The organism is Pseudoalteromonas sp. SG43-1, assembly GCF_014164415.1.
Classification (GTDB): domain Bacteria; phylum Pseudomonadota; class Gammaproteobacteria; order Enterobacterales; family Alteromonadaceae; genus Pseudoalteromonas; species Pseudoalteromonas distincta.
In genome coordinates, this window is record NZ_JACJFD010000037.1 from 1 (window position 1) to 22,095 (window position 22,095).

At 39.7% G+C, this 22,095-nt stretch carries 19 protein-coding genes; 11 read left to right on the forward strand and 8 right to left on the reverse strand.

The window, feature by feature from the left end; translation table 11 throughout:
* Nucleotides 1–180 precede the first annotated feature (180 nt).
* The 6 genes from H5159_RS19140 to H5159_RS19165 all read left to right on the forward strand — a co-directional run bounded on the left by H5159_RS19140 (nucleotide 181) and on the right by H5159_RS19165 (nucleotide 4,994).
* The gene (locus H5159_RS19140; protein ID WP_206006184.1) at nucleotides 181–759 is read left to right on the forward strand and encodes a hypothetical protein; all 579 of its coding nucleotides are present in this window, start codon (nucleotides 181–183) and stop codon (nucleotides 757–759) included.
* A 105-nt stretch (nucleotides 760–864) separates the two neighbouring features.
* Nucleotides 865–1,344, forward strand: a complete 480-nt coding sequence (locus H5159_RS19145) for a hypothetical protein (protein WP_182780849.1) — start codon at nucleotides 865–867, stop codon at nucleotides 1,342–1,344.
* 337 nt (nucleotides 1,345–1,681) lie between these two features.
* Entirely contained in the window at nucleotides 1,682–2,683 is a 1,002-nt protein-coding gene (locus tag H5159_RS19150) for a DUF4917 family protein (RefSeq protein ID WP_182715771.1), read from the forward strand.
* Nucleotides 2,684–2,811: 128 nt separating this feature from the next.
* Nucleotides 2,812–3,327, forward strand: a complete 516-nt coding sequence (locus tag H5159_RS19155) for a hypothetical protein (RefSeq protein WP_182715772.1) — start codon at nucleotides 2,812–2,814, stop codon at nucleotides 3,325–3,327.
* 663 nt (nucleotides 3,328–3,990) lie between these two features.
* Complete coding sequence (locus tag H5159_RS19160; protein ID WP_182780850.1) at nucleotides 3,991–4,506, forward strand: hypothetical protein; 516 nt, start codon at nucleotides 3,991–3,993, stop codon at nucleotides 4,504–4,506.
* A gap of 122 nt (nucleotides 4,507–4,628) precedes the next feature.
* The gene (locus H5159_RS19165) at nucleotides 4,629–4,994 is read left to right on the forward strand and encodes a cupin domain-containing protein (protein WP_165722991.1); all 366 of its coding nucleotides are present in this window, start codon (nucleotides 4,629–4,631) and stop codon (nucleotides 4,992–4,994) included.
* A 61-nt stretch (nucleotides 4,995–5,055) separates the two neighbouring features.
* Here H5159_RS19165 and H5159_RS19170 read toward each other — a convergent pair whose 3' ends face one another.
* The 7 genes from H5159_RS19170 to H5159_RS19200 form a co-directional block, all read right to left on the reverse strand.
* Nucleotides 5,056–5,496 carry a GNAT family N-acetyltransferase gene (locus tag H5159_RS19170; protein ID WP_182780851.1) on the reverse strand — a complete coding sequence of 147 codons (441 nt, stop codon included), beginning with the start codon at nucleotides 5,494–5,496 and terminating at the stop codon, nucleotides 5,056–5,058.
* Between the two features lie 64 nt (nucleotides 5,497–5,560).
* Entirely contained in the window at nucleotides 5,561–6,154 is a 594-nt protein-coding gene (locus H5159_RS19175; RefSeq protein WP_007583339.1) for a DUF2238 domain-containing protein, read from the reverse strand.
* A 61-nt stretch (nucleotides 6,155–6,215) separates the two neighbouring features.
* Nucleotides 6,216–7,007 (reverse strand): SDR family oxidoreductase, encoded by a 792-nt coding sequence (locus tag H5159_RS19180; protein ID WP_182780852.1) that lies wholly within the window; start codon nucleotides 7,005–7,007, stop codon nucleotides 6,216–6,218.
* A gap of 60 nt (nucleotides 7,008–7,067) precedes the next feature.
* Complete coding sequence (locus H5159_RS19185) at nucleotides 7,068–7,571, reverse strand: DUF962 domain-containing protein (protein ID WP_182715776.1); 504 nt, start codon at nucleotides 7,569–7,571, stop codon at nucleotides 7,068–7,070.
* 84 nt (nucleotides 7,572–7,655) lie between these two features.
* Complete coding sequence (locus H5159_RS19190) at nucleotides 7,656–8,063, reverse strand: hypothetical protein (RefSeq protein ID WP_182780853.1); 408 nt, start codon at nucleotides 8,061–8,063, stop codon at nucleotides 7,656–7,658.
* Nucleotides 8,064–8,134: 71 nt separating this feature from the next.
* Nucleotides 8,135–8,809: a Crp/Fnr family transcriptional regulator gene (locus H5159_RS19195; protein ID WP_182780854.1), complete on the reverse strand. Its 675-nt coding sequence runs from the start codon at nucleotides 8,807–8,809 to the stop codon at nucleotides 8,135–8,137.
* A 3-nt stretch (nucleotides 8,810–8,812) separates the two neighbouring features.
* Nucleotides 8,813–9,484, reverse strand: a complete 672-nt coding sequence (locus H5159_RS19200; protein WP_182780855.1) for a hypothetical protein — start codon at nucleotides 9,482–9,484, stop codon at nucleotides 8,813–8,815.
* Nucleotides 9,485–10,160: 676 nt separating this feature from the next.
* Between H5159_RS19200 and H5159_RS19205 the strand changes: the two genes are divergently transcribed.
* From H5159_RS19205 to H5159_RS19215, 3 genes are all read left to right on the forward strand, one after another.
* A complete protein-coding gene (locus tag H5159_RS19205; protein WP_182780856.1) occupies nucleotides 10,161–13,127 on the forward strand; it encodes a TonB-dependent receptor in 2,967 nt (988 codons plus the stop codon).
* A 102-nt stretch (nucleotides 13,128–13,229) separates the two neighbouring features.
* Nucleotides 13,230–14,780: a tryptophan halogenase family protein gene (locus tag H5159_RS19210; protein ID WP_182780857.1), complete on the forward strand. Its 1,551-nt coding sequence runs from the start codon at nucleotides 13,230–13,232 to the stop codon at nucleotides 14,778–14,780.
* Nucleotides 14,773–16,260, forward strand: a complete 1,488-nt coding sequence (locus H5159_RS19215; protein WP_182780858.1) for a tryptophan halogenase family protein — start codon at nucleotides 14,773–14,775, stop codon at nucleotides 16,258–16,260. The genes H5159_RS19210 and H5159_RS19215 overlap by 8 nt, the downstream gene beginning before the upstream one ends.
* A 65-nt stretch (nucleotides 16,261–16,325) precedes the next feature.
* On the opposite strand, the gene H5159_RS19220 is transcribed toward H5159_RS19215, so the two are convergent.
* On the reverse strand, nucleotides 16,326–18,902 hold the full coding sequence (locus tag H5159_RS19220; protein WP_182780859.1) for an exo 1,3/1,4-beta-D-glucan glucohydrolase: 2,577 nt from the start codon (nucleotides 18,900–18,902) through the stop codon (nucleotides 16,326–16,328).
* Between the two features lie 239 nt (nucleotides 18,903–19,141).
* Between H5159_RS19220 and H5159_RS19225 the strand changes: the two genes are divergently transcribed.
* Together H5159_RS19225 and H5159_RS19230 are read left to right on the forward strand one after the other, a co-directional pair.
* Nucleotides 19,142–20,470 (forward strand): GH1 family beta-glucosidase, encoded by a 1,329-nt coding sequence (locus H5159_RS19225; protein ID WP_182780860.1) that lies wholly within the window; start codon nucleotides 19,142–19,144, stop codon nucleotides 20,468–20,470.
* A 32-nt stretch (nucleotides 20,471–20,502) separates the two neighbouring features.
* The gene (locus H5159_RS19230; RefSeq protein ID WP_182724632.1) at nucleotides 20,503–22,029 is read left to right on the forward strand and encodes an MFS transporter; all 1,527 of its coding nucleotides are present in this window, start codon (nucleotides 20,503–20,505) and stop codon (nucleotides 22,027–22,029) included.
* Nucleotides 22,030–22,095: the final 66 nt, after the last annotated feature.

A 22,095-nucleotide genomic window follows, 5' to 3' on the forward strand; every position in this document is an offset into this window, starting at 1 on the left:
GCCTCTAAAAAGCAAATTCCCATAGCATAAACAACACCAACTCTGACACACCGAGCAGGTAGCGCCTCAGTCCAACAAGCGATTATGCAACACAAACTGCGTGTCGCATAAATACTAAAGTGTTAAATTTGAGGAGTAATAGCATAGATGAACTGTACTGCATGTGGAAAGGAAGCCAACGTGCAAGCAAAGTTTTGCTCTGAGTGCGGAAACGACCTTAAAATCCAAAACAATATAAATATTGAATCTGGTGATAACTCGGTAAATTTTGGTCAGCAAAACCAAGTTACTGGAAATACAATAAATATAAATTCAAATGAAGATGCTTCTAATAAAGCATACATCGATCGAACTAAAGTTAGGCCGTTATCGGTCGCTGGAACTCAACTAAAAGCGTCTTGGCTTTTAGTCTCTGGCTTACTTAGTTTTTTTGGCAGCATTGCGAGTATTCTTGGATTTATTGGAACCGAATACCAATTCATCTTTATTATAACTATGGCAATCGGCGCAATATTGTTTCCGATTGGTATGGCTTTAGTTCAATCCAAGCACCTAGATTTCCCTCCATTTTTCAATCTTGAGACTGGGTCGAAAGGAGAGATATACATCACCAAAGTTGAAGGTAGTTGCCCGAAATGTACAGGGAAATTAAAGCTTCGATCAATTGGTCCAAAAAACAATAAGACAACCGTAGTCAGGTGCACACGTAACCCTGACCACATGTGGGGCTTCGACCCAACGGTGTTGCCAGATTTATAGAAAATTTAACAAGCGCAAGCAGCCGGAAAAATTACTCGCTAGCGCTCCCAATTTTCCGCTGTTGCGGGCGTCAGTGGTCCTTAACAATGGGTTTTCAAATTTAGGATGAATGAAGAGAATGAAAATTACTTTATAGCAAAGTATGTAGCAGGTGCTTGTAAAACTGATGATTTGATCAATTATGCAAATTATAAGTTAAACAATGGCGTTTATTCTGACGAGCTACTGGATATTATTGATGCAGAACCTAAGTGTTGGGGAATTGTTTCACCTATTTTTGAAAGACTTATTGCTCAACTACCTTCATTTGAGGATTCAATTAATTTAATAATTAAATATCACTTAAAGTTAATTGCTAGTGAGAAAGTAGACCCATTCATTCAATTTCGGCAGTTGCTAAATGATATTAATAATTTTGATCTATATGAAAACGTGGCTAAGTATGCTGGAGATAATGTAGGGATCGAACATCTTTATGGGTTGTATTACGCAAGAGATGATTTGGATGTAAATGACAATGATGGTGTTGTTGAAATAAGTGTTCTAATGCAAGAAAAATCTAAAAAATGGCTATCGGAACACTAACAAACGCATCAAAGAATTATAGTGACACCCATCCTAATTACCTTCTTTTATAAATTAAAAAATATAATTACTTTACCTTTGTTAATACTAATATTAAATCAGTGGTTAATAACTGCTCTACATACAAACAGTAATTGTTATTTTGTCCAATATTACTGATCTCCACCATTTTGGTGTATTCCTACACTAATAAAAACTGGCTAGGTGTTATCTATTTATTTACATGGAAGTCATCTCGTGGCTAAAATAGGTGCAATGTAATATATTGACATTTGTCGGTTTATAAAACGACAAATGTCGTATACAAAGTTGTTAAACGGCTAGGAGAAAGTCAACAATGCCATATGTAATTGAACAGTGGGCTGATATATCTGAAAGCTTTAATGATTCGGTATTACTAGGAAATGGAGCTTCAATTGGTATTGATAGAAGCTTTTCATATCCTTCGTTACAGCAACACGCAATCGATAATGGCTTGCTAACTCATCATGTTCAGCGCCTTTTTTCTCACTTTGATACTAATGATTTCGAGTTGATTTTGCGTCTTGTTTGGCAAGCAAACAGGGTTAACCTAGCATTAGAGATTACTGACAACGAGACCCAAAATGCATATGAGCATGTTCGTGACTGTTTGATCCAAGCTGTACGTAGTATTCATCCGGAGTGTTGCGAAGTTGAAGAGCAATTTACAGATATCGCCTTATTTTTAAGCTCTTTTAAAACAGTACTTTCACTTAACTATGACTTATCTCTGTATTGGGTGATTATGCATGCAAACCGTGACTTCAATGGTCATTGCTTCAAAGACTGTTTCCTTCATGGTGAGTTTGATGAAGATTGGCAGAGATTTCGTGAATCAATAAGCCGATGGGACAGACGTAACACATTAATATTTTACCCGCATGGCAGTCTAATACTCGCTAGAAATGTTGTTGAGCAAGAGGAGAAGTTAGAAGCAGGAGGTGGTGATTTATTGCGTGCAATATTGCGCCAATGGGAGTCTGGAGAATACATACCTTTGTTCGTTAGTGAAGGTACTTCAAGTCAAAAGGTAAAGGCAATTCATAATAGTCACTATTTGAATACTGTTTATCGTGAGGTGTTACCCAAAGTAGGTAATAACCTGACAATCTATGGATGGGGTTTTGGTGAGCACGATATTCATATATTACGTCGTTTGGCTGAGTCTGATGTTACTAGTGTAGCTATATCGGTTTTTGGTGCTGACCAAGGTTATTGCACTCGCGTCCATCAAATGATTCTAGATCACATAGGTAACGATGTTGAAGTAGTCTTTTTTGACTGTATGAGTCCGGGCGCTTGGAACAACGCCGCTTAACAAGTTTGTCAACTAGGACAAATTTTAGCTACGCATTTTGTGTTGCCGCTGCGCGTCAGTATCACACAAACTGCTTCACAAAAATTAGCCTGTTACAAAGGCATTATAACTTTCTCGGAGTTTGGTGTATGGAGTTAGAAAGAGCATTAAAAATATCAACAAATTTGATTGTTGATATTACGATGTCAGTTACTGTTCTAAAAGATTACCTGTATAAAAGTGATCTTTCTAAGTTACATGAACGAGCACTTTATAGGTTATGTTTTACTTCAATTATCATGAACTGTTCTAAATATGTAGAATTTTGTGATAAATATAATAAGTTACTTCATACGGAAAATCCTAAATTAGACTCTTTACGAAATACTTTTAAAGAGAAAGTAAAAAATAAAGGTATTATAAGTTTCCGAAATGATTATATTGGTCATATTCATTCAAAAAAAATGCAACGCCCTCTGGATGATATCGAGATTCAAGACAAATTTATTAGCATCATTGATTCAGATAATGTCGCTTTATTTTTTGATTGGTTATGCCCTGACGATATTTTGAATACAGACTTAACAAAGAGCTTAGTTGGAGTTATTCAATTAACTAGGGATGAGTTAGAAAAAAGTTATAATCGGGTAGCCAGAGGTCTCTAACCTCCAGCCCCCACACCACCCATCATGCGGGTCCGCAATGGGCGGTTCATATCCCGTAATGAATATTGATCCAAATATCTCTCAATGACACTAAACCTTGTGACGCTAAATAGTCATTGCCTAAGGCAATGTTTATTCCTTTTGTTTTTGAGCTTCTGCAAGAGCCTTTACTGGTGATACCACAGGCTATGACGAGTCGTACGCTGCCCCCAGTTTTATTAAACTGCGTACTTTGGTGCGTGGTCTACGCCATCAAAAAAATTAGGATGGCACCCATCCTAATTACCTTGAACCGACTTTCCTTTAAATAAAAAGCGGAACATTACAGTGAACAAAGGTATGAATAAATTGACCTTACGGGGTCAAATGAAAGTGAATACCTTACTTCACGCTGCGGCAACTGTATTGCCTTGTTCATAATATAGAAAAGCTGAAAAACACGATGCATTAATGAGGGTAAGCCCTTTTAACCTAAAATAAAGCGACTAAAGCATCCATAATTCCTTCCAAAACGCCAATTAAAACAATATCAAACACTTCAATATTCTACGTAAAAATACAGTAATCAATTGAACCAAAATAGGAACTCAGCTATGGTTTATTTATCAATAAAAAATTTAAAAACGAGTTAATCTACAGGCTCGTTAAGTTACCAAGGAAGATATGCGTAAATTTCTGGCATTGGATATAAAATCTCAAATAGACTTGCGAGAAAAGTATCCAGATCTTGATAAGTTGTATGCTGCAGAAGATACAGATGCATATACTTACATGGCGGTTTCGGTTTTCGATCGTTGGTTGGGAGCAGAAGACTCAATTAAATACTTATCTGATGTTGCTGATGAGGAGCAACAAAGTAGAGATGCAAAATTCGTTAAATTTGCGAAAAAATTAATCGACAACACTGAGGTTCTAAACTTTACATTTAAAGGTCGTTGGAGTTCAGCTAAACCACAGTTTCGCAAATTCACCTCGGACGCAGCTAAAGAAGCTTACCTAATGTGCGCTCCACATAATGTAGATAGTAGTCATTTTTATAAAGTGATGCTGCCTGAGTTGGAGGCTGTATATTTTGAAAGCTGGGACGACACTAATGTTTTCTATTTACGTAATCCTAAACACGCAGAAAAAATTGAAAAATGGGCTAATGAATGTGGCTTATACCGTCTAAATAGGTAACTTAACAAGCGCATCAAAAATGACGTCAAACGCTTGGCTGACGCTCATTCTTCGCTAATTTTAGCCAAGCATTATCCGCATTTTATGCGGGCGCTAGCAGTACTAGCTATAGAGAATTTTTCATGAAACAGAATGCAATCAATTTTAAAGAAAAGTTTACTAAGTTTACAGATCATTGGTCTCCTCGTGTAATTGCAGAAATGAATGACTATCAGTTTAAATTGGTCAAAGTAGAAGGTGAATTTGTATGGCATGATCACCCGGATACTGACGAAGTTTTCATTGTAATTGAAGGGTGCCTTAACATTGAATTTCGCGATGGAGTCGTTACATTAGAATCAGGTGAAATGTTTGTAATCCCTAAAGGCATTGAACATAAACCTATAGCAACTTCAGAATGTAAAATCATGATAGTTGAACCTAAAGGTGTTGTTAATACTGGTGATTCAGGTAGCGAACTTACAGCAGAAGATGATGTTTGGGTGTAATGCACAGCTAACAAGAACATTAGACGAAATTTGCTCTTCCCCCATTTAATAGATATCACGATTATTTTTTACCATACACATTCTCAGGATTTATTTGCATTAGTAGTGCGGGGTTATCTATCGGTTTAAACCCGTATTGCGCATAAAGGCCATGCGCATCAGAAGTAGCTAATAAAAAGCGCCTGAGCCCTTGTAGCTCAGGGTGCTCTACTATCGTTTTAATAAGTAACTTACTCAGCCCATTTCCTTGCGATTGCGGGGCAATAAATACATCTGCTAAATAAGCAAAGGTTGCGTTATCAGTCACTACTCGGGCAAAGCCAACTTGTTCGTTATGAGCGCTGTAAACACCAAAGCACATTGAGTTATCAATAGCCGATTGCATCACGCTTTTAGGGATGCCTTTGGCCCAATAGCTATTAGCAATAAAGTTATAAATAACGTTAAAGTTAAGTTTACTTTTGTCTGTGCTGATTGAGTAATCACTAGTGTTTACAGTCATAAGTTAATAGTCTTTTATTAATATTTTATAAGCGTTTCTATATAGTCTTTAACGTTCCTATAGCCTATAAATAATCTTTAACGTTTTTAAGCTGTTTGTCGTGTACTTTTGAAAGTACTAATAGCGAGCAAATAGCCCCAAATAACGCCAGTCCCATATCTGATTGGGTATCCCACACGTAACCTTGCGTGCCTAAAAACGCTTCTGCGTTTTCGCCGCTTAACACTGCAACCCACCACTCTATCAATTCGTAAAAGGCGCTAAATGCCAAACATACCGAAATAACAAAGGTGATTAACCAGCCTCGACCATTTACTACTTTTTTGCGCAGTAAAATTTCGCGTGCTAGTAGTGCAGGTACAAAGCCTTGAAAAAAGTGCCCTACTTTATCGTAGTTATTACGCTCACTACCAAATAGGTTATCAAAAAAAGGAACTTCGGCGTAGGTGTAATGCCCGCCAATCATCAGCACAATGCAATGCGCTAAAATAAATGTATATAAAATAGGGGTAAGTTTAAAGTGGCTATAGGTACTTGCTAGCAGCACTAAACCAATAATTGCGGGGATAACTTCAAGCAGCCATGTAAATTGATCTTTTGGGTTAATACCAGACCAAATTAATACAATAAAAAACAGGCTCAGCCATAAATACTTCATTTAGAATCCTTTTCTAAATTGATCAAATTTACGGCATTTTACGCCTTTGAAATAAACGACGCTACCTATAGTTTGTTTTTGCGGTAATGCGATTAAACAAAGTAGGAAAAAAGCGCTTAATTGTTGGCGCCCAACCACTTAAACCTTTGCCAATAATCACTTCGTCTTTTTTATTGCTAATGGCACGAATCATTTTTGAAGCCGCTACGCTTACATTCATGCCATTTTCTATCGACTCTTCTGGTTTATTTTGCGCTATGCCTTGCTCGTTTAGTGAGTTATGCGCAATTGCTGTTTTAATAGAGCCTGGGCAAATTGTTAAACAATGAATGTTATGTTGTGCTACTTCTGCTCGTAGGCAATCCATAAAACCAACCACCGCATATTTAGAACCCGAATAACCTGTTCTAAATTTTGACCCAACTTTACCCGCCACACTACTAATAGACACAATTGAGCCACTGCGCCTTGCCACCATAGTAGGCAATATAGCTTTAGTAAGTGCAATTAAGCCAAAGTAATTAACCTCCATTAATTGGCGATACACGTTAAAGTCGTTTTCTAAAAATAAGCTACGCTGCGATACGCCGCCGTTATTAATTAAAATATCTATTGTAGGAAGCTCGTTCATTTTTGCTGTTATTGTGCTCAGTACGTGTTCTGGCTGGGCTAAGTCCAGCGGCACAACTAAGTGCCCTTCGCCTTTAAGCGTTGATTTTAAATCATTTAGTTTATCTACATTGCGCGCCGATAAAATAACGCGCGCTCCAAGCTCGGCAAATTGTATAGCAAGCTCTTTACCAATACCTGACGATGCCCCGGTGATCCACACGGTTTTATTATTATATTGCATGCGTTATCTGCCCTTTTTTTGTTATTTATTAGGTTTTATAAAGGTACTTAGTAAAGTATTTTACGCCTTTGTAGGACCTGCTATTGCGTTTACTTCATCTTCTAATGTTTTGTAAAAACCCATTAAAAATAGTAGTTCAACAGTTACGTACAAAGGGCCAATAATTAAACCAATTAGGTCATCTACAAACGCCGGTTTTTTACCTTCGTAATAGTGCCCAATAAACTGTAATACCCAACCAAATACAAACACACCTACGCCAATACTCAACCAAGGCCAAAACGCCATTGCCGCAATAGGCTGAGCAGCAACAAGGAGTAAAGTGAATATCACGGCCATAATAAAGCCAAGCGAAAAGCTCAGCATAAAATAATAAACAACCGACGCTAATACAAAAAGTTGTGCACCATCAATTACTACGCTACCAAGGGGTATTTGAATGCGCGCTAGTAAACACAACGCTGCAAATACAATGAGCGGAATACCAATAAAGTGCGTTAGTACATTGCGCTTAGAACGATGATACAAACCATATTTACCAAGTTGCTGTTGAAGTGTTTTCATTGTTTTGCCTTTATTTTTATATATAAAACTTACTTTAGCAAAAGTAGACACAACAACAATGTCAGGTATCCGACATTTTGTAAATTAAACAAATGCAGAAATTATTTTACCCGGCTCATGCTCACCATTCATATCCGTTCGCTCGCGCCCTTTTTGATACTCTTGCTCAAGCATTTTTTGAAGTTCCTCTATTTTATCAGCAATTGCGCTAGGGTCTGCGCCCTGACCTTGTAGCTCTTTAGTGAGCTCTTCTATTGTCGCTTTTAGCTCGTCTATCTTGTTTTTGTTTACGCCTAAGCGCTGATAAACCAGTGCTTCTTGGGCACTTTCTAAAAACGTTGGTTCTTTAGGGGCTGAGGTAATGCCTTTAGCATCACTTGTTTTTTCATTAGGATGGACATTAGTTGCCGCAACTTCGCTTGAACCTGCCGCTTTATTTACTGTAGGAGAGTTATAATTACCATATTGATTTTTAAAGGTTATTGTAGTCATTAGCTCAAATCCATTGTTGCGTTACATTATCTGTAGCAATTTTGGTTCCAACTAAATAAAGCAGCCTCTATTTAAGCTTGTGTAGCACGCGCTTGTAGCTTTTGTTTATCTAAAACTGTTATGCGTTGATACCCCAAACTAATAGCTTGTAAGCTAACAAGCTGTTGCAGTATTTGATTAATAGTTTGGCGCGTTAGGTAGGTCATATCAGCAAGTTGCTGCTGAGATAAAACAAGTGGTGTTAAGTGCTCTGTATGTTCGCTGAGCATTAAAAGTCGATTGCATACTTTTTGCTCAGCGCTTAGTAATGCGTGATCTTCCATTGAGCTAAACATTAGGCGTAACTTTTGTGCCAACAATAAACCAAACTCCTGCCAATATTGTGGCTGCTTGTTTAATAGCTGTTCAAGCGCGCGTTGGGGCACGTAAAAAAGCACAACATCAGTTTGTGCATATACATCATGAGTGCGCAGGCCACCATCAAACAAGGTAACTTCGCCAAACCACAGTGATGAATCAATAAAGCTCAATACGGCTTCTTTGCCTTCGTTACTTACGCCACTAATACGCACCACGCCGCTAAGCACTGCATAAATTCCATCGTGCTTATCACCTCGCAAAAATAATGACTGCTGAGCCTTTAGCGAGAGCGTTTTGCCCTGCGTTAATAAAAAGCTTTTTAAATAAGCGCTACGGTTTTTAAACCAATGCCCTTGCTCTATTACGTTTTGCTGCTGTGGAGTCATTATTTACTGCATTTGCTTATTAAATGGCTGTTTTTCGATAACCAATTTTTTAGGGAAATTTAAATCGGTTGCTATAACAAAATCATCGTAAGGATCATTACCCGAAAACAGCTCAGTAATTAATGTATCGTTTTTATAAACATTAACGGTTACACCACTGCCCATACCGCCTGAGTTAATAATATAATAATGATACTCGCCGTTACTAAAAAATAAAATACTCTCGCCAATACGCCCTACTTGCCTGTAGTAACTACCAAATGGTGCATCTGGTGTAGCTTCTTTTTCAAGCCCTATGTCATTAACTCTACCAAATCGATAACTAAGCGATGAGTCATCTTTTGCAACACAAATAGAAAGCACTTTATCGGTAGGCTCTAACTTGTAGGCTGTACTTACATCTGGGTTACGCACAACTTTATGCATTTTTGCGTTAATGTAGGCTGCTTCATTACTTTTACAATGTGTAGCTAGCATACCGACCACTAAAGCGGGTTCGTGTGTTTGAGCTGCTGGAGGCGTGTTTACTTTGAGATTAGAGGGTGAGTTACTTACATTATTATTTAGCTGAGGACTACCTTGAATTGCCATACTTTGATCGTCACAACCAAACAATGCAAACAAGAAGAAAGAATAAAAGCTCGCTAAAAATTTAATGCGCATAATAAAATCCATCTATGAGAGAGCCTTTAAAATAGCGATAAAACTAGCGACTCGCAACACCTTATGCGCAATACTTTATAAGTTTATTTTTAAACCATCTTCTGCAAAAACTACGTTACTTTTTAGTGATTTAATTAACGATTTTTTAAACAACTACTGGTTTTTAATGACCGATTCATAAACTGAGATAGAACCGCCGCTTGATGCGTTTTCATCAATTGCGTTGTACATAATCACTACATCGGCATTTTTGCTAAGTTAGCAAATGTACCTATTTTTTGTTGAGTGACCAACGGCCAATTTATTAATTTTAGCTAGTATTAAAAGCTGATTTAAACACCTTATAAAAGTGTGTAAATAACTAAATTAATCAATAATTGGTTTTCTTATAATAAAATGTTGTTACCGCACTATTTCAAACGGTTTTTTATAACCAATTGTAATTTATAATTTAAATAAAATTAAATCCAAAAAACATACATTTTAAAAACAATTTAGTCTCATTTTATTAAAACAACAGTTGACCCTATTCAAAATATAAACTAGCATTTCTGGAAGCGCTTCCACAAAATCTAGTTAAACAGATTTTTCTGGAAGCGCTTCCACACATTTGACAATGTTTATAACTACACAATAACAGCCCCATACAAGCTGTTAATAATAATGATAAAAGCGCGAGGGAAACCGAATGTCCAACCATATTGTAAGAAAAACAAAGATAGCGACCAGCCTATCTCTGATTTTAGGTGCATCAATCTCTTTGCCTGTATATGCACAAGAAGCAAATACAGATGTTGAAGTAATCCAAGTTACTGGTTTTAAAAGCAGTATTAAAGAGTCGACTCGTTTAAAACGCGACGCCGCTGGTGTTGTAGATGCAATATCAGCTGAAGATATTGGTAAATTCCCAGATACCAACTTAGCCGAGTCGCTACAGCGTATTACGGGTGTGTCGATTGATCGCTCAAATGGTGAAGGCTCTAAAGTAACGGTTCGTGGTTTTGGCCCCGACTACAATATGGTAACCCTAAACGGGCGTACAATGCCGGCGGCATCTTTGCCTGCAGGCGGTGGTACACCTAGCTCTCGTGCATTTGATTTTGCAAACTTAGCGTCTGATAGCGTTAAATCGGTTGAAGTATATAAAACGGGTAAAGCAAGCATTGCATCAGGTGGTATTGGCGCAACAATTAATATTAATACCGCTCGCCCGCTCGACAACCCAGGCTTTGTTTCAAGCATTGGCGTAAAAGCATTACACGACTCAACAAACCGCGTTGGTGATGACATAACACCAGAGCTTTCGGGCTTAATTAGCTGGACCGACAGTGAAGCTAAATTTGGTGCCTCGTTAACTGCAAGCATGCAACAGCGCGATAGCTCATCAACAGGTGCGTTTGTAAATCAATGGAACACATCTGCTTTTGACGGCACAATCCCACAAGCAGCAGACGATATTGTTTTAACTAATGCACCCGCTGTAGGTCAACTTTATTCAATGCCATCAGATTTGCGCTACACCATTGCCGACAGAGAACGTACTCGTACAAACGCGCAATTAACGCTGCAATACAGCCCAATTGATGATTTAACAGCCACGCTTGATTACACATATTCTAAGCAAGATTTATTCGAAGCCCGTGCTGAGCAATCAATTTGGATGGATAACTACAAAAGCGCGCTAACGTTTGACGATAACGCGGTAAAAACCCCGATTTATTACCGAGAAGAACGTCGCGATCAGCAAACACGCGATTTAGGCTTAGCATTTCAAGAGCTAAACCAAGTTAACCAAAACGACTCTATTGGTTTAAACGTTGAATACTATTTCAACTCAGAATTAAGCTTTATGTTTGATGCGCACAATTCAAAAGCCACTAGCAAACCAGATGCACCTTACGGCAGCTGGGTAAACGCAGGCTTGGGCGCAAACGTAGTTAACGCACAAGAAGTTGATTTTAGCCGTGAGCTTCCATCAATGAGTATCGATTTTGATGATTGCCGCCGAGACAACCTAAATTGTAATAACACGTTAGATGCCTCTGATGTGGGTACGTCTATTTTAGATTCTAACTTTGCTCGCCAAGAATCTGAAATCACAGAATTTAGAATCCATGGTAAATACGAAATTGAAAACGGGGCAATTGACTTTGGTATAGAGTCTCGCTCTATGGAAAGCCATTCACTGCAATCACTTACGCGTAATACAATGGGTAACTGGGGTATAGAAAACCCAGGCGAACTACCTGATGGCTACCTAAACCCAACAAACTTTTTAGCTGAGTTTGACGACTACGATACATCGGGTTCGTACAACCAAGGTTATACCGGCAGCGCATCGCAAATTGGTTACTGGGCAGGTGAAGAATACGGCTTTAACTTTGCAGCCGATGGCGCATTTGCAACTAACCGCACCATTGAAGAAGACATAACCGCTGCGTTTGTGCAATTTACTTACAACGGTTACATTGGCGATATGCCATACAACATTGTTATTGGCGCGCGGCAAGAGTCTACCGACATTACCTCAACGGCTAATATCGATTTACCTAACGCAGTAGCGTGGGAAGGTAATAACGACTTTAATGTTCGTTTTGGCTCGGCTAAAGAAGATTTCACGCTTAAATCTAGCTACGATCACTTTTTACCAAGCTTTGACTTTGACATAGAAGTAATTGAAAACGTAAAAGCGCGTTTTTCTTATAGCACGACAATTGCTCGCCCAACTTACGATAACTTAAGTTCAGCAGCGACCGTTGGTGTACCAGGTGCCCCTACTCTTTTAGCGGGTTCTTCACCGGCTACAGCGTCAACGGGTAATCCTGGTTTAGTGCCGCTAGAATCTGATAATATTGATGTATCGGCTGAGTGGTACTTTGCAGAAACAAGTTATGTGTCGGTAGGTTATTACACTAAAGACATCGAAAACTTTATTGGTTTAACACCAATGACGCAAAACTACTACGGATTACGCGATGCAACAGCGGGTCCTCGCGCACAAGCTGCCATTGCTGAGCTAGAATCTCGCGGACTTGCTCTAACCGATTCAAACTTATTTCAAATGGTTGCCGCAACAGAAAATGGCGTTGATTTTGACTCTATGACCTACGAAGAGTTTGAAGCCGCCTACGATGTAATTGCTAACAGCGATGACCCATTACTAGAATTTACAGCACAAGTACCTACCAACAATAAAAATGCTACCATTGATGGTTTTGAAATTGCCTTTCAGCACTTTTTTGGTGAAAGCGGTTTTGGTGTGCAAGCAAACTACACCACAGTTAATGGCGACATAGACTTTGATGTAAACGCTGACCCTACTACAACACAATTTGCACTAGTGGGTTTAAGCGATACAGCTAACTTTATTGCAATGTACGAAAACGATGATTTTCAAGCACGTATTGCTTACAACTGGCGTGATAAGTTTTTAAATAGCGCAGCTCGATACGTAAACGAGCCAGGCTTTACTGAAGAATATTATCAAGTCGACTTTAATGTTGCGTACAACTACAGCGAACAACTATCGTTTTTTGTTGAAGGCCTTAACATTACTGAACAAAACAGCCGCGAACATGGCCGTACGTCAGCACAATTGTGGAACCTACAACAGCTAGGTGCACGTTACAATATTGGTATGCGTTACAACTTCTAAAGGTAATACAAAGTAAAGCCGTTAGTTTTTACTAGCGGCTTTTTTGTATTTAAAACAGTATTAATGCTAGTTTAATTGTTATCAACTTTAGGGTGTTAACTCATGACCAAACCAATAACAAAAATAGTCGTTTTAGGCGGTGGCACTGCCGGTTGGCTAAGCGCAGGCTTATTAGCTGCCGAACACCCGCACCTTAATGTAACGTTAGTGGAGTCGGAAAATGTGCCTATATTGGGCGTCGGCGAAGGTACATGGCCGTCAATGCGTAACACGCTGCAGCGCATTGGCATTAAAGAAATTGATTTTATAACCCATTGCGACGCGTCATTTAAGCAAGGTTCTAAATTTATAAATTGGCGCAACCTCAGCGAGGGAGAAAACTACTACCACCCTTTTATGAATCCACAAGGCTACGAGCACACTAATTTACACGCCAGCTGGCAACGCATTGCACCTGATCAAAAATTTGCCGACGTTGTTAATATGCAAAGCTTTGTATGCCAAGCAGCACTTGCACCAAAACAATTACAAACACCCGAATATGCAGCGGTCACCAACTATGGCTATCATTTAGATGCGGGTAAATTTGCAGAGTTTTTAAAAAATCACTGTGTTAAAAATCTAAACGTTACACATATTATTGACGATGTAACCGAGGTTATTAACGACGAGCATGGCTATATTGCCGTATTAAAAACAAATAATAATGGCGATATAACAGGTGATTTATTTATAGATTGCTCAGGCTCTCGTGCTCGTTTAATTGGTGAGCATTTTAATAGTGAGTTTATATCGCAAGATCATATTTTATTTAATAACAGCGCTGTTGCGGCGCAAATACCTAATGCACACACCGATCAACCAATTGCCTCTGCTACGCTATCTACAGCGCAAAGTAACGGCTGGATTTGGGATATAGCCCTACCAACGCGCCGTGGTACAGGTTATGTATTTAGCAGTAAATATCAAAGTGATGAAAGCGCAAAAAATACTCTAAAAAGCTACATAGCTAAAACTACCAGTGAGCAACAAGCTGAGCAACTTAACTACCGCGTATTAAAATTCAGCCCTGGTTACAGGGAACAATTTTGGATTAAAAACTGTGTTGCCGTGGGTATGTCTGCTGGCTTTTTAGAGCCGCTTGAAGCGTCAGCACTTGCAATGGTTGAGCTTTCAATTAGCATGATAAGCGAGCAACTACCGCAAAACCGCGCCCATATGAGCCAGCTTGAAACGCGTTTTAATGAGCGTTTTAGCACTCGTTGGCAGCGCGTTATTGAGTTTTTAAAACTTCATTATGTGCTAAGCGAGCGCGACGACACTCCTTATTGGCAAGATATTAGTAATTTAAATACCGCGCCCGAGCGCCTGCAAAACTTACTTAAACTTTGGCAATTTCAACCCCCTAGCCGCTTTGATTTTATTGAAAACGAAGAAGTGTTTTCATCAAGTAGTTACCAATACGTTTTATATGGCATGGGCTTTGATACACAAACAGTATCTGCACAAAATACATTTAACGACCCACGCGCTGGGGATTACTATTATCAGCAAAATCGCGAAAAAATAGCGCAGTGTTTAAACGGACTACCAAGTAATCGCGCGCTTTTAAATCATCTTTTATCAAATAATGGGCAGCCACATAATGACTAAAACAAACGCTGTTAAAAACGTAGTAATTGCTGGAGGCGGCACTGCTGGTTGGATGGCCGCAGCGGCACTTGCTAAACTAGTTGGTAACAATATAAACATAACCCTTGTTGAATCTGACGATATTGGCACTGTAGGTGTTGGCGAAGCAACAATTCCGCCTATTCGTACATTTCATAAATTGCTGGGTATAAACGAGCAAGCATTTATGAAAGCCACTCAAGCAAGCTTTAAATTAGGTATTAGCTTTGAAAACTGGGGCGATGAAAACACGCATTATATTCACTCATTTGGCGCAACGGGCAAAGAATGTTGGGCGGGTGAATTTCATCACTTTTGGCTGCAAGGAAAAGCACTTGGAATAAACAACCCATTTGGCGATTACTGCTACGAGCTGCAAGCGGCTAAAGCCGGTAAATTTGCGTTTAATCAGCAAAACCCCATTAACTATGCCTACCATATGGATGCCACGCGTTACGCGCAGTTTTTACGTGAATTTTCAGAGCCGTTAGGTGTAAAACGTATTGAAGGTAAAATACAAAAAGTAGTAAAAAACACTAAAACAGGCCATATAGAATCATTGATTTTAAATAATGGCGAGCACATTAACGGCGACTTTTTTATTGATTGCACCGGCTTTAGAGGCTTATTAATAGAGCAAGCATTGCATACTGGCTACGAAGACTGGTCGCATTTACTACCGTGTAACAGCGCCATTGCGGTGCAAACAAAATCAACCAGCGATACCGTATTGCCACTTACCCGATCTATTGCCCACAAAAGCGGCTGGCAATGGCGTATACCGCTGCAAAACCGTGTAGGCAACGGATTAGTTTATTGCAGCCAATATATGGATGACGAGCAAGCCAAAGCGCTCTTATTAAGTAACATTGAGGGCGAGGCGCTTACAGAGCCACGTATTATTAAATTTAAAACAGGGCGCCGCTTAAAAGGCTGGAATAAAAACTGCTTAGCGCTTGGCCTTGCTAGCGGTTTTGTTGAACCACTTGAGTCCACCAGCATTCACTTAATTATGTCGGGTATTATTCGCTTTATGCGTTTATTTCCGTTTAATGGCATAACTAATCACGCCATTGACGAATACAACAAACAGCTTAAAAGCGAAATTGAAAATATTCGCGACTTTATTGTGCTGCACTACAAAGTAACTAATCGCGATGACAGTGAGTTTTGGCAACACTGTAGTGCGATGGAGGTTCCAAAAACACTTCAGCATAAAATTGATTTGTTTAAACAAACCAGCCGTGTATTTTTAGACGATGGCGATATTTTTAGAGTCGATTCGTGGGTGCAAGTTATGCTTGGTCAAGGTATTGAGCCTAATCAACATCACTTAATAGCCAGCATGATGAGCGACGAAGAACTCACCCGTTTTTTACACGGTATTAAGCAACAAATAGAGCAGCGCGTCAGCCAATTACCATCTCATCATGAGTTTTTAAAGCAGTATTGCCCAGCATAAATATCCTCTTAAAAAAAAAGCCCTTATTACTAAGGGCTTTGAGACAACACACTATAAACACTTTACTATTCACACTTAACCATGGCACTTTTAGCGCTTTGTGGCTCAAAGCTAATATCTGAAACTGAAACGCTAAGCTCTCCTGCTGTTTTAATAATAAAAGGGCTGGTTACTCTGGCAAAATCAACACCCTTTTTAGCAAAACACGTTAAATCTATGCTCATGGTTTGCCATGTATTTAAATCAGCATTTTCAAGATCACGGGTAATATCAAGCTCGCCGCCACAGCCTTGTTCGCACTTCATTGCAAGGTATGTTTGCGAGCTAGGTATTTGGTTTACTTTATAGCTAAAGCTAAGGGCGGAATTTGCTTCAATGTAGGCCACTTTGTCTTCGGTAAAGTTACTATTAATTTCGATGTAGCTGGGTGCAGTGCCATCAAAATTAAATTGCATCGCATCTTCTTGAATCGCTTTGTCTTCAGTGCGATAAGTAATACCGCCAAGCTTTACACTGTTACTTGCTACTTGGTGCTGCTCGCTGTTTGAATTTAAAAACAAACGCCACGGTGTTTTAAAACTGCCATTAAATATAGATAACGGCGCAAGGTTACTAACATCAACACCTGAGTCTTCATTTAGATTATTGGCAAGCGTACTTTCATCTTTATACGTTAAGCCAAAGCCATAGGGTAATAATGGCGAGTAATCAGCATCACCCTTATTTACTGCGGTTTGTAGTGGCGATTTAGGCCACGAGAAAGACAACTTACCTTTAAAGTCGTATTGTACCTGCCCACTTTCATCCGCTAATAATACATCTGCAATGCCTTGTCCTTCAGTGCCAGGAAGCCATGCTGCTACAAATGCATCTGACGCGTTTAGCTCGCTGTTAACCCACATTGGTCTGCCCGATATAAACACCGACACCACCGCAATACCTTGCTGCTTTAATGTTTTTAATATTTTAAGAGAGCGTTTATTGTTACGTTCAAACTCAAGGTTGTCTTTATCGCCATGTCCTTCTGCGTATGGTTCTTCACCAAATACAACAATGGCTACATCGGGTTTGGTATTAAACTCACCCGTTGGGCTTAAAATAGCGTTACCGCCAGCGGCATCTATTTGCGTTTTTAGCCCCGCATAAATAGACGTTGCCCCAGGAAAATCAGCATTTTGATTATTAGTTCCCTGCCACGTAATACTCCAACCACCCGATTGCTTGCCTATGTTATCGGCCGCATCGCCTGCTATAAGTATGTTGCTTGATGGGTTAAGCGGTAATAAATGGTTGTTGTTTTTAAGCAGTACTAGCGACTCTTGTACCGCTTGGCGGGCAATATCGCGATGTGCTGGCGCACCTATTAGTTTTAATTTACCTGAATATTTTCGATTTGCAGGGCTTGGTTTATCAAATAAACCTGCACGTAATTTAACGCGTAAAATACGCGCTACGGCGTCATTTATTCGCGCCATTGTTATTGTGCCCGCTTTTACTTGTTTAATTGTATTTTCATAAAGTGGTTTCCAAGCACCCGTTGGCACCATAAAAATATCAAGCCCCGCATTAACAGCCTGCGGGCAACTTTCATTTGTACAGCCGGCAACTTGTCCGTGCCCGTTCCAATCTCCTACAACAAAGCCATCAAAACCCATTTTTGTTTTTAATACATCGGTAAGTAAGTATTTGTTGCCGTGATTTTTTTTACCATTCCAGCTATTAAACGATGCCATAACCGACTGACTACCTGCGGTTAAGCCACCTATATAACCTTGCGCATGAATGTTATATAACGTCTCTTCGCTATCAATGTTGTCCCCTTGATCGTCACCACCTACTGTGCCGCCATCGCCTAAAAAGTGCTTAACAGTGCTAATTACGCGTTTATCACTTAAAAAGTCTTCATCGGCTCTGCCTTGCAATCCGTTTACAATTGCGGCTGAATACTCACGTACAATTGCAGGGTCTTCTGAGTAGCCTTCGTACGTTCTGCCCCATCGGTCGTCGCGCACAACCGCAACAGTCGGTGCAAACACCCAATCTATGCCTGTTGCCATTACCTCTATTGCAGTAGCTGCTGCAATGCGCTCAATTAATGCGGGGTTATTAGCAGCACCTAAACCAATATTGTGCGGAAATAACGTCGCCCCAATCACATTATTATGGCCATGTACTGCATCAGTGCCCCACATGGTTGGAATTTTACTGCCATCAATTGAGTCATCAACCGAGGCCTGATACATGCTCTCAGCAAGTGTTATCCAACCTGCAGGCGTTGCATGCTTATTAGCATTTGGGAACGAGCCACCGCCATTTAAATACGAACCAAAACCGTATTTGCGCATATCTTCAACACTAATATCGCGAATTTCAGGTTGGATCATTTGCGCTACTTTTTGCTCAAGCGTCATTGTTTTTAAATACTGTGCAATCGTATTTTCAATTTCAGGGGTTTTAACTACTTTGCTTTTAAGCGTTGGCCAAAATGATAAATTACCTTGCTCATGCTCAGCCTTTTTGGCTAAGGCGCCTTGGCTATTATTTGCGTTAATCTCTTGTTTGTTACACCCACTTAAAACGCACAATCCTCCAATTAAAATGGGGAGCATGTGTAACCTGTTAGTGTTTAAGCTTTTTTTCATTTTTATAGCCCTGTGTTGTGTCAGTGTGATTTTGTGAGCGCCTATTTGTTATTTAAATTTAACTATTGACCTGTTTAACAATAGCCACTAACCTAAATATGGAAGCGCTTCCTTAAAGTTATTAAATACCATACTTAGTGATTAATCAAATTAAATATGGAAGCGCTTCCAATAATGAATTTAATATACGCTCTATACAAAGCAAACTTTACCAAAAAAGAAGCAGAGGTTTTCTCTTAATGAAACAATTATCTTTACCTAGTGGCTCACCACTTTTAGCCAAAAATTTTACTTATGGTGTAGCTACGGCCTCATTTCAAATTGAAGGCGGCGCAGCTGATCGCTTGCCATGTATTTGGGATACCTTTTGCAGTAAAGAAGGCAAAATAGTCGATAATTCAAATGGCGATGTAGCTTGCGAGCACTACACTCGCTGGAAAGACGATATAAACTTAATTGAATCATTAGGTGTAGACGCTTACAGACTTTCTATTTCGTGGCCGCGCGTTATGACTAAAAGCGGTCACTTAAACCCGATAGGCGTTAAGTTTTATACCGACATTTTAGATGAGTTAAAACGTTTTAACATTAAAGCTTTTGTAACGCTGTACCATTGGGATTTACCACAACATATTGAAGACGAAGGTGGCTGGCTAAACCGTAACACCGCTTACGAATTTGCACATTACACAGATTTAATTACCAAAGCTTTTGGGGAACGTGTGCACTCTTACGCCACCTTAAACGAACCGTTTTGCAGCTCTTACTTAGGTTACGAAATAGGCGTACATGCACCTGGCATTGTAGGTCGCGAATTTGGTCGTAAAGCCGCGCACCACTTATTACTGGGTCACGGTCTGGCTATGCAAGTACTTGCTAAAAATAGCCCAAATACGCTAAACGGTATTGTACTTAACTTTACGCCTTGTTACTCCGTTACTCAAAGTGAAGACGATTTAAAAGCCACTGCATTTGCTGATGACTATATAAACCAATGGTACATGCAGCCTGTAATGCAAGGTAAATACCCTGATATTATTAAGCAATTACCTAAGGCCCACCTCCCAGATATTTTAGATGGCGACATGGAAATAATTGCTCAACCACTAGATTATTTAGGGGTTAACTTTTATACCCGCATGCATTATCAAGCAAGCGAAACCGACTTTTACCATGAGCTGCCACATAAAGCGCCAATGACCGATATAGGCTGGGAAATTTATCCTAAAGCGCTGACAGAATTACTTGTATCGTTAAACGAAAAATACACCCTACCGCCTATTTATATTACAGAAAACGGCGCAGCCATGGCTGACGAATTTAAAGACGGTGAAGTGAGAGACAACGACCGTATTGAATATTACCACGAGCATTTAAATGCCCTACATAACGCAACTGAGCAAGGCGTAAAAGTAGATGGTTACTTTGCGTGGAGCCTAATGGATAACTTTGAATGGGCAGAAGGATATTTAAAGCGCTTTGGAATAGTACACGTAGACTACAACACACAAAAACGAACTGTTAAAGCCAGCGGTAAAGCGTACAGTAACCTAATAACTAGCCGATAATTTTTCGGCTTATAACAATAAGAACACACACAGTGAACAAACTCCCTTTATACGAAAAAGTCGGTTACGCCATGGGCGATGCCGGCGCTAACTTAGTATGGCGCGGCGCGCTTGCTTATTTAGCGGTGTTTTACACCGATACATTTGGCATATCGGCGGCTGCCGCTGCCATGTTGTTTTTAGTGGTAAGGCTATCTGATGGCGTAACCGATATTATTATGGGTATGATTGCCGACAGAACGCAGTCGCGCTTTGGTAAATTTCGCCCATGGATACTCTATTCGGCACCGTTTTTGGGCTTGTTTATGGTGTTGTGTTTTACTACACCCGACTTTAGCACCACCAATAAACTTATTTATGCTTACGTAACTTACATAGGTTTAACGCTTGCTTACACCGTAAGTAACGTGCCCTACTCGGCACTTATGGGCGTAATGACACCAGACGATACAGAGCGCACAAAGCTCTCTGGTTTTAGGTTTGCAGGTGCGTTTACTGGTGGCTTATTGGTTATGGGTTTTTTACCTGAGCTAGTGGCATTTTTTGGTGGCGGCGACAACGCCAAAGGCTATCAGCTTACTATGTACTTATTTGCCAGCTTACTTATTATTTTAATGATTATAACGTTTGCGACCACCAAAGAGCGTGTAACACCGCATGCCTCAAATGAAGGGAATTTAAAATCAGAGTTGTTTGATTTAACCAAAAGCCTGCCATTTATAATCCTACCTTTGCTTGCTACCACCCTGTTTTTTTATTACCGCGATTTATACAGCGGCGTATTTTTTGCCCTTGTTATGGCTGCAATGACATTCGTTATTAAAAAATTACTCAATAAAGATAAACAAAGCTTAACGGGATCACAGCGCGACATGGTTGATCTTCTGACCAACAAACCTTGGTTGGTGTTACTCGGCATTGGTTTTTTAACCATGATGTTTAATGGCATAAAATACGGTGTAATTGCGTACTACTTTAAGTATCACGTAGCCAATGAACTCATGGCTGGGCAATACTTTATTGCTTTGTTGGTTGTATCTATATTTGGCGCACTTGCCACAGGTAAACTGGCCGAAATTATGGGTAAACGAAACCTTTTTATTGCTTCATTAATGCTAAGCGGCATACTCACTACTGCGTTTTACTGGGTACCTAGTGATAACCTTATTGTTGTATTTACCTTTGGTTGCGCTGCTGAATTTTTTGCCGCGATGATGCCAACATTGTTCTTTAGTATGCTTGGCGATTCAGCCGATTATTCAGAGTGGAAAAACAAACGCCGCGCTACAGGCTTAATTTATTCAGCGGGTACATTTGTGCAAAAAACCGGTGGTGGTTTTGCAGGTGCATTAGTATTAGTGGTACTTGCAGGCTACGGCTATAACGGTATGGATGAGCTAACAATCACACAAGCCCTACCTGGTATGCAGTTACTTATGAGCTGGATACCCGCCGCATTTGCTTTTTTAGGCGCCGCATTGATGCTTATTTATCCGCTAACCTCAGCGATGACGCAAAAAATAACAGAAGACTTAGCAATTAGACGCAGTAATGTGTAAATTAACTTTTAATGACCCTTCGCACTTTATATTTTTTATAAAGTGCGAGTAAAAATACATATAAGC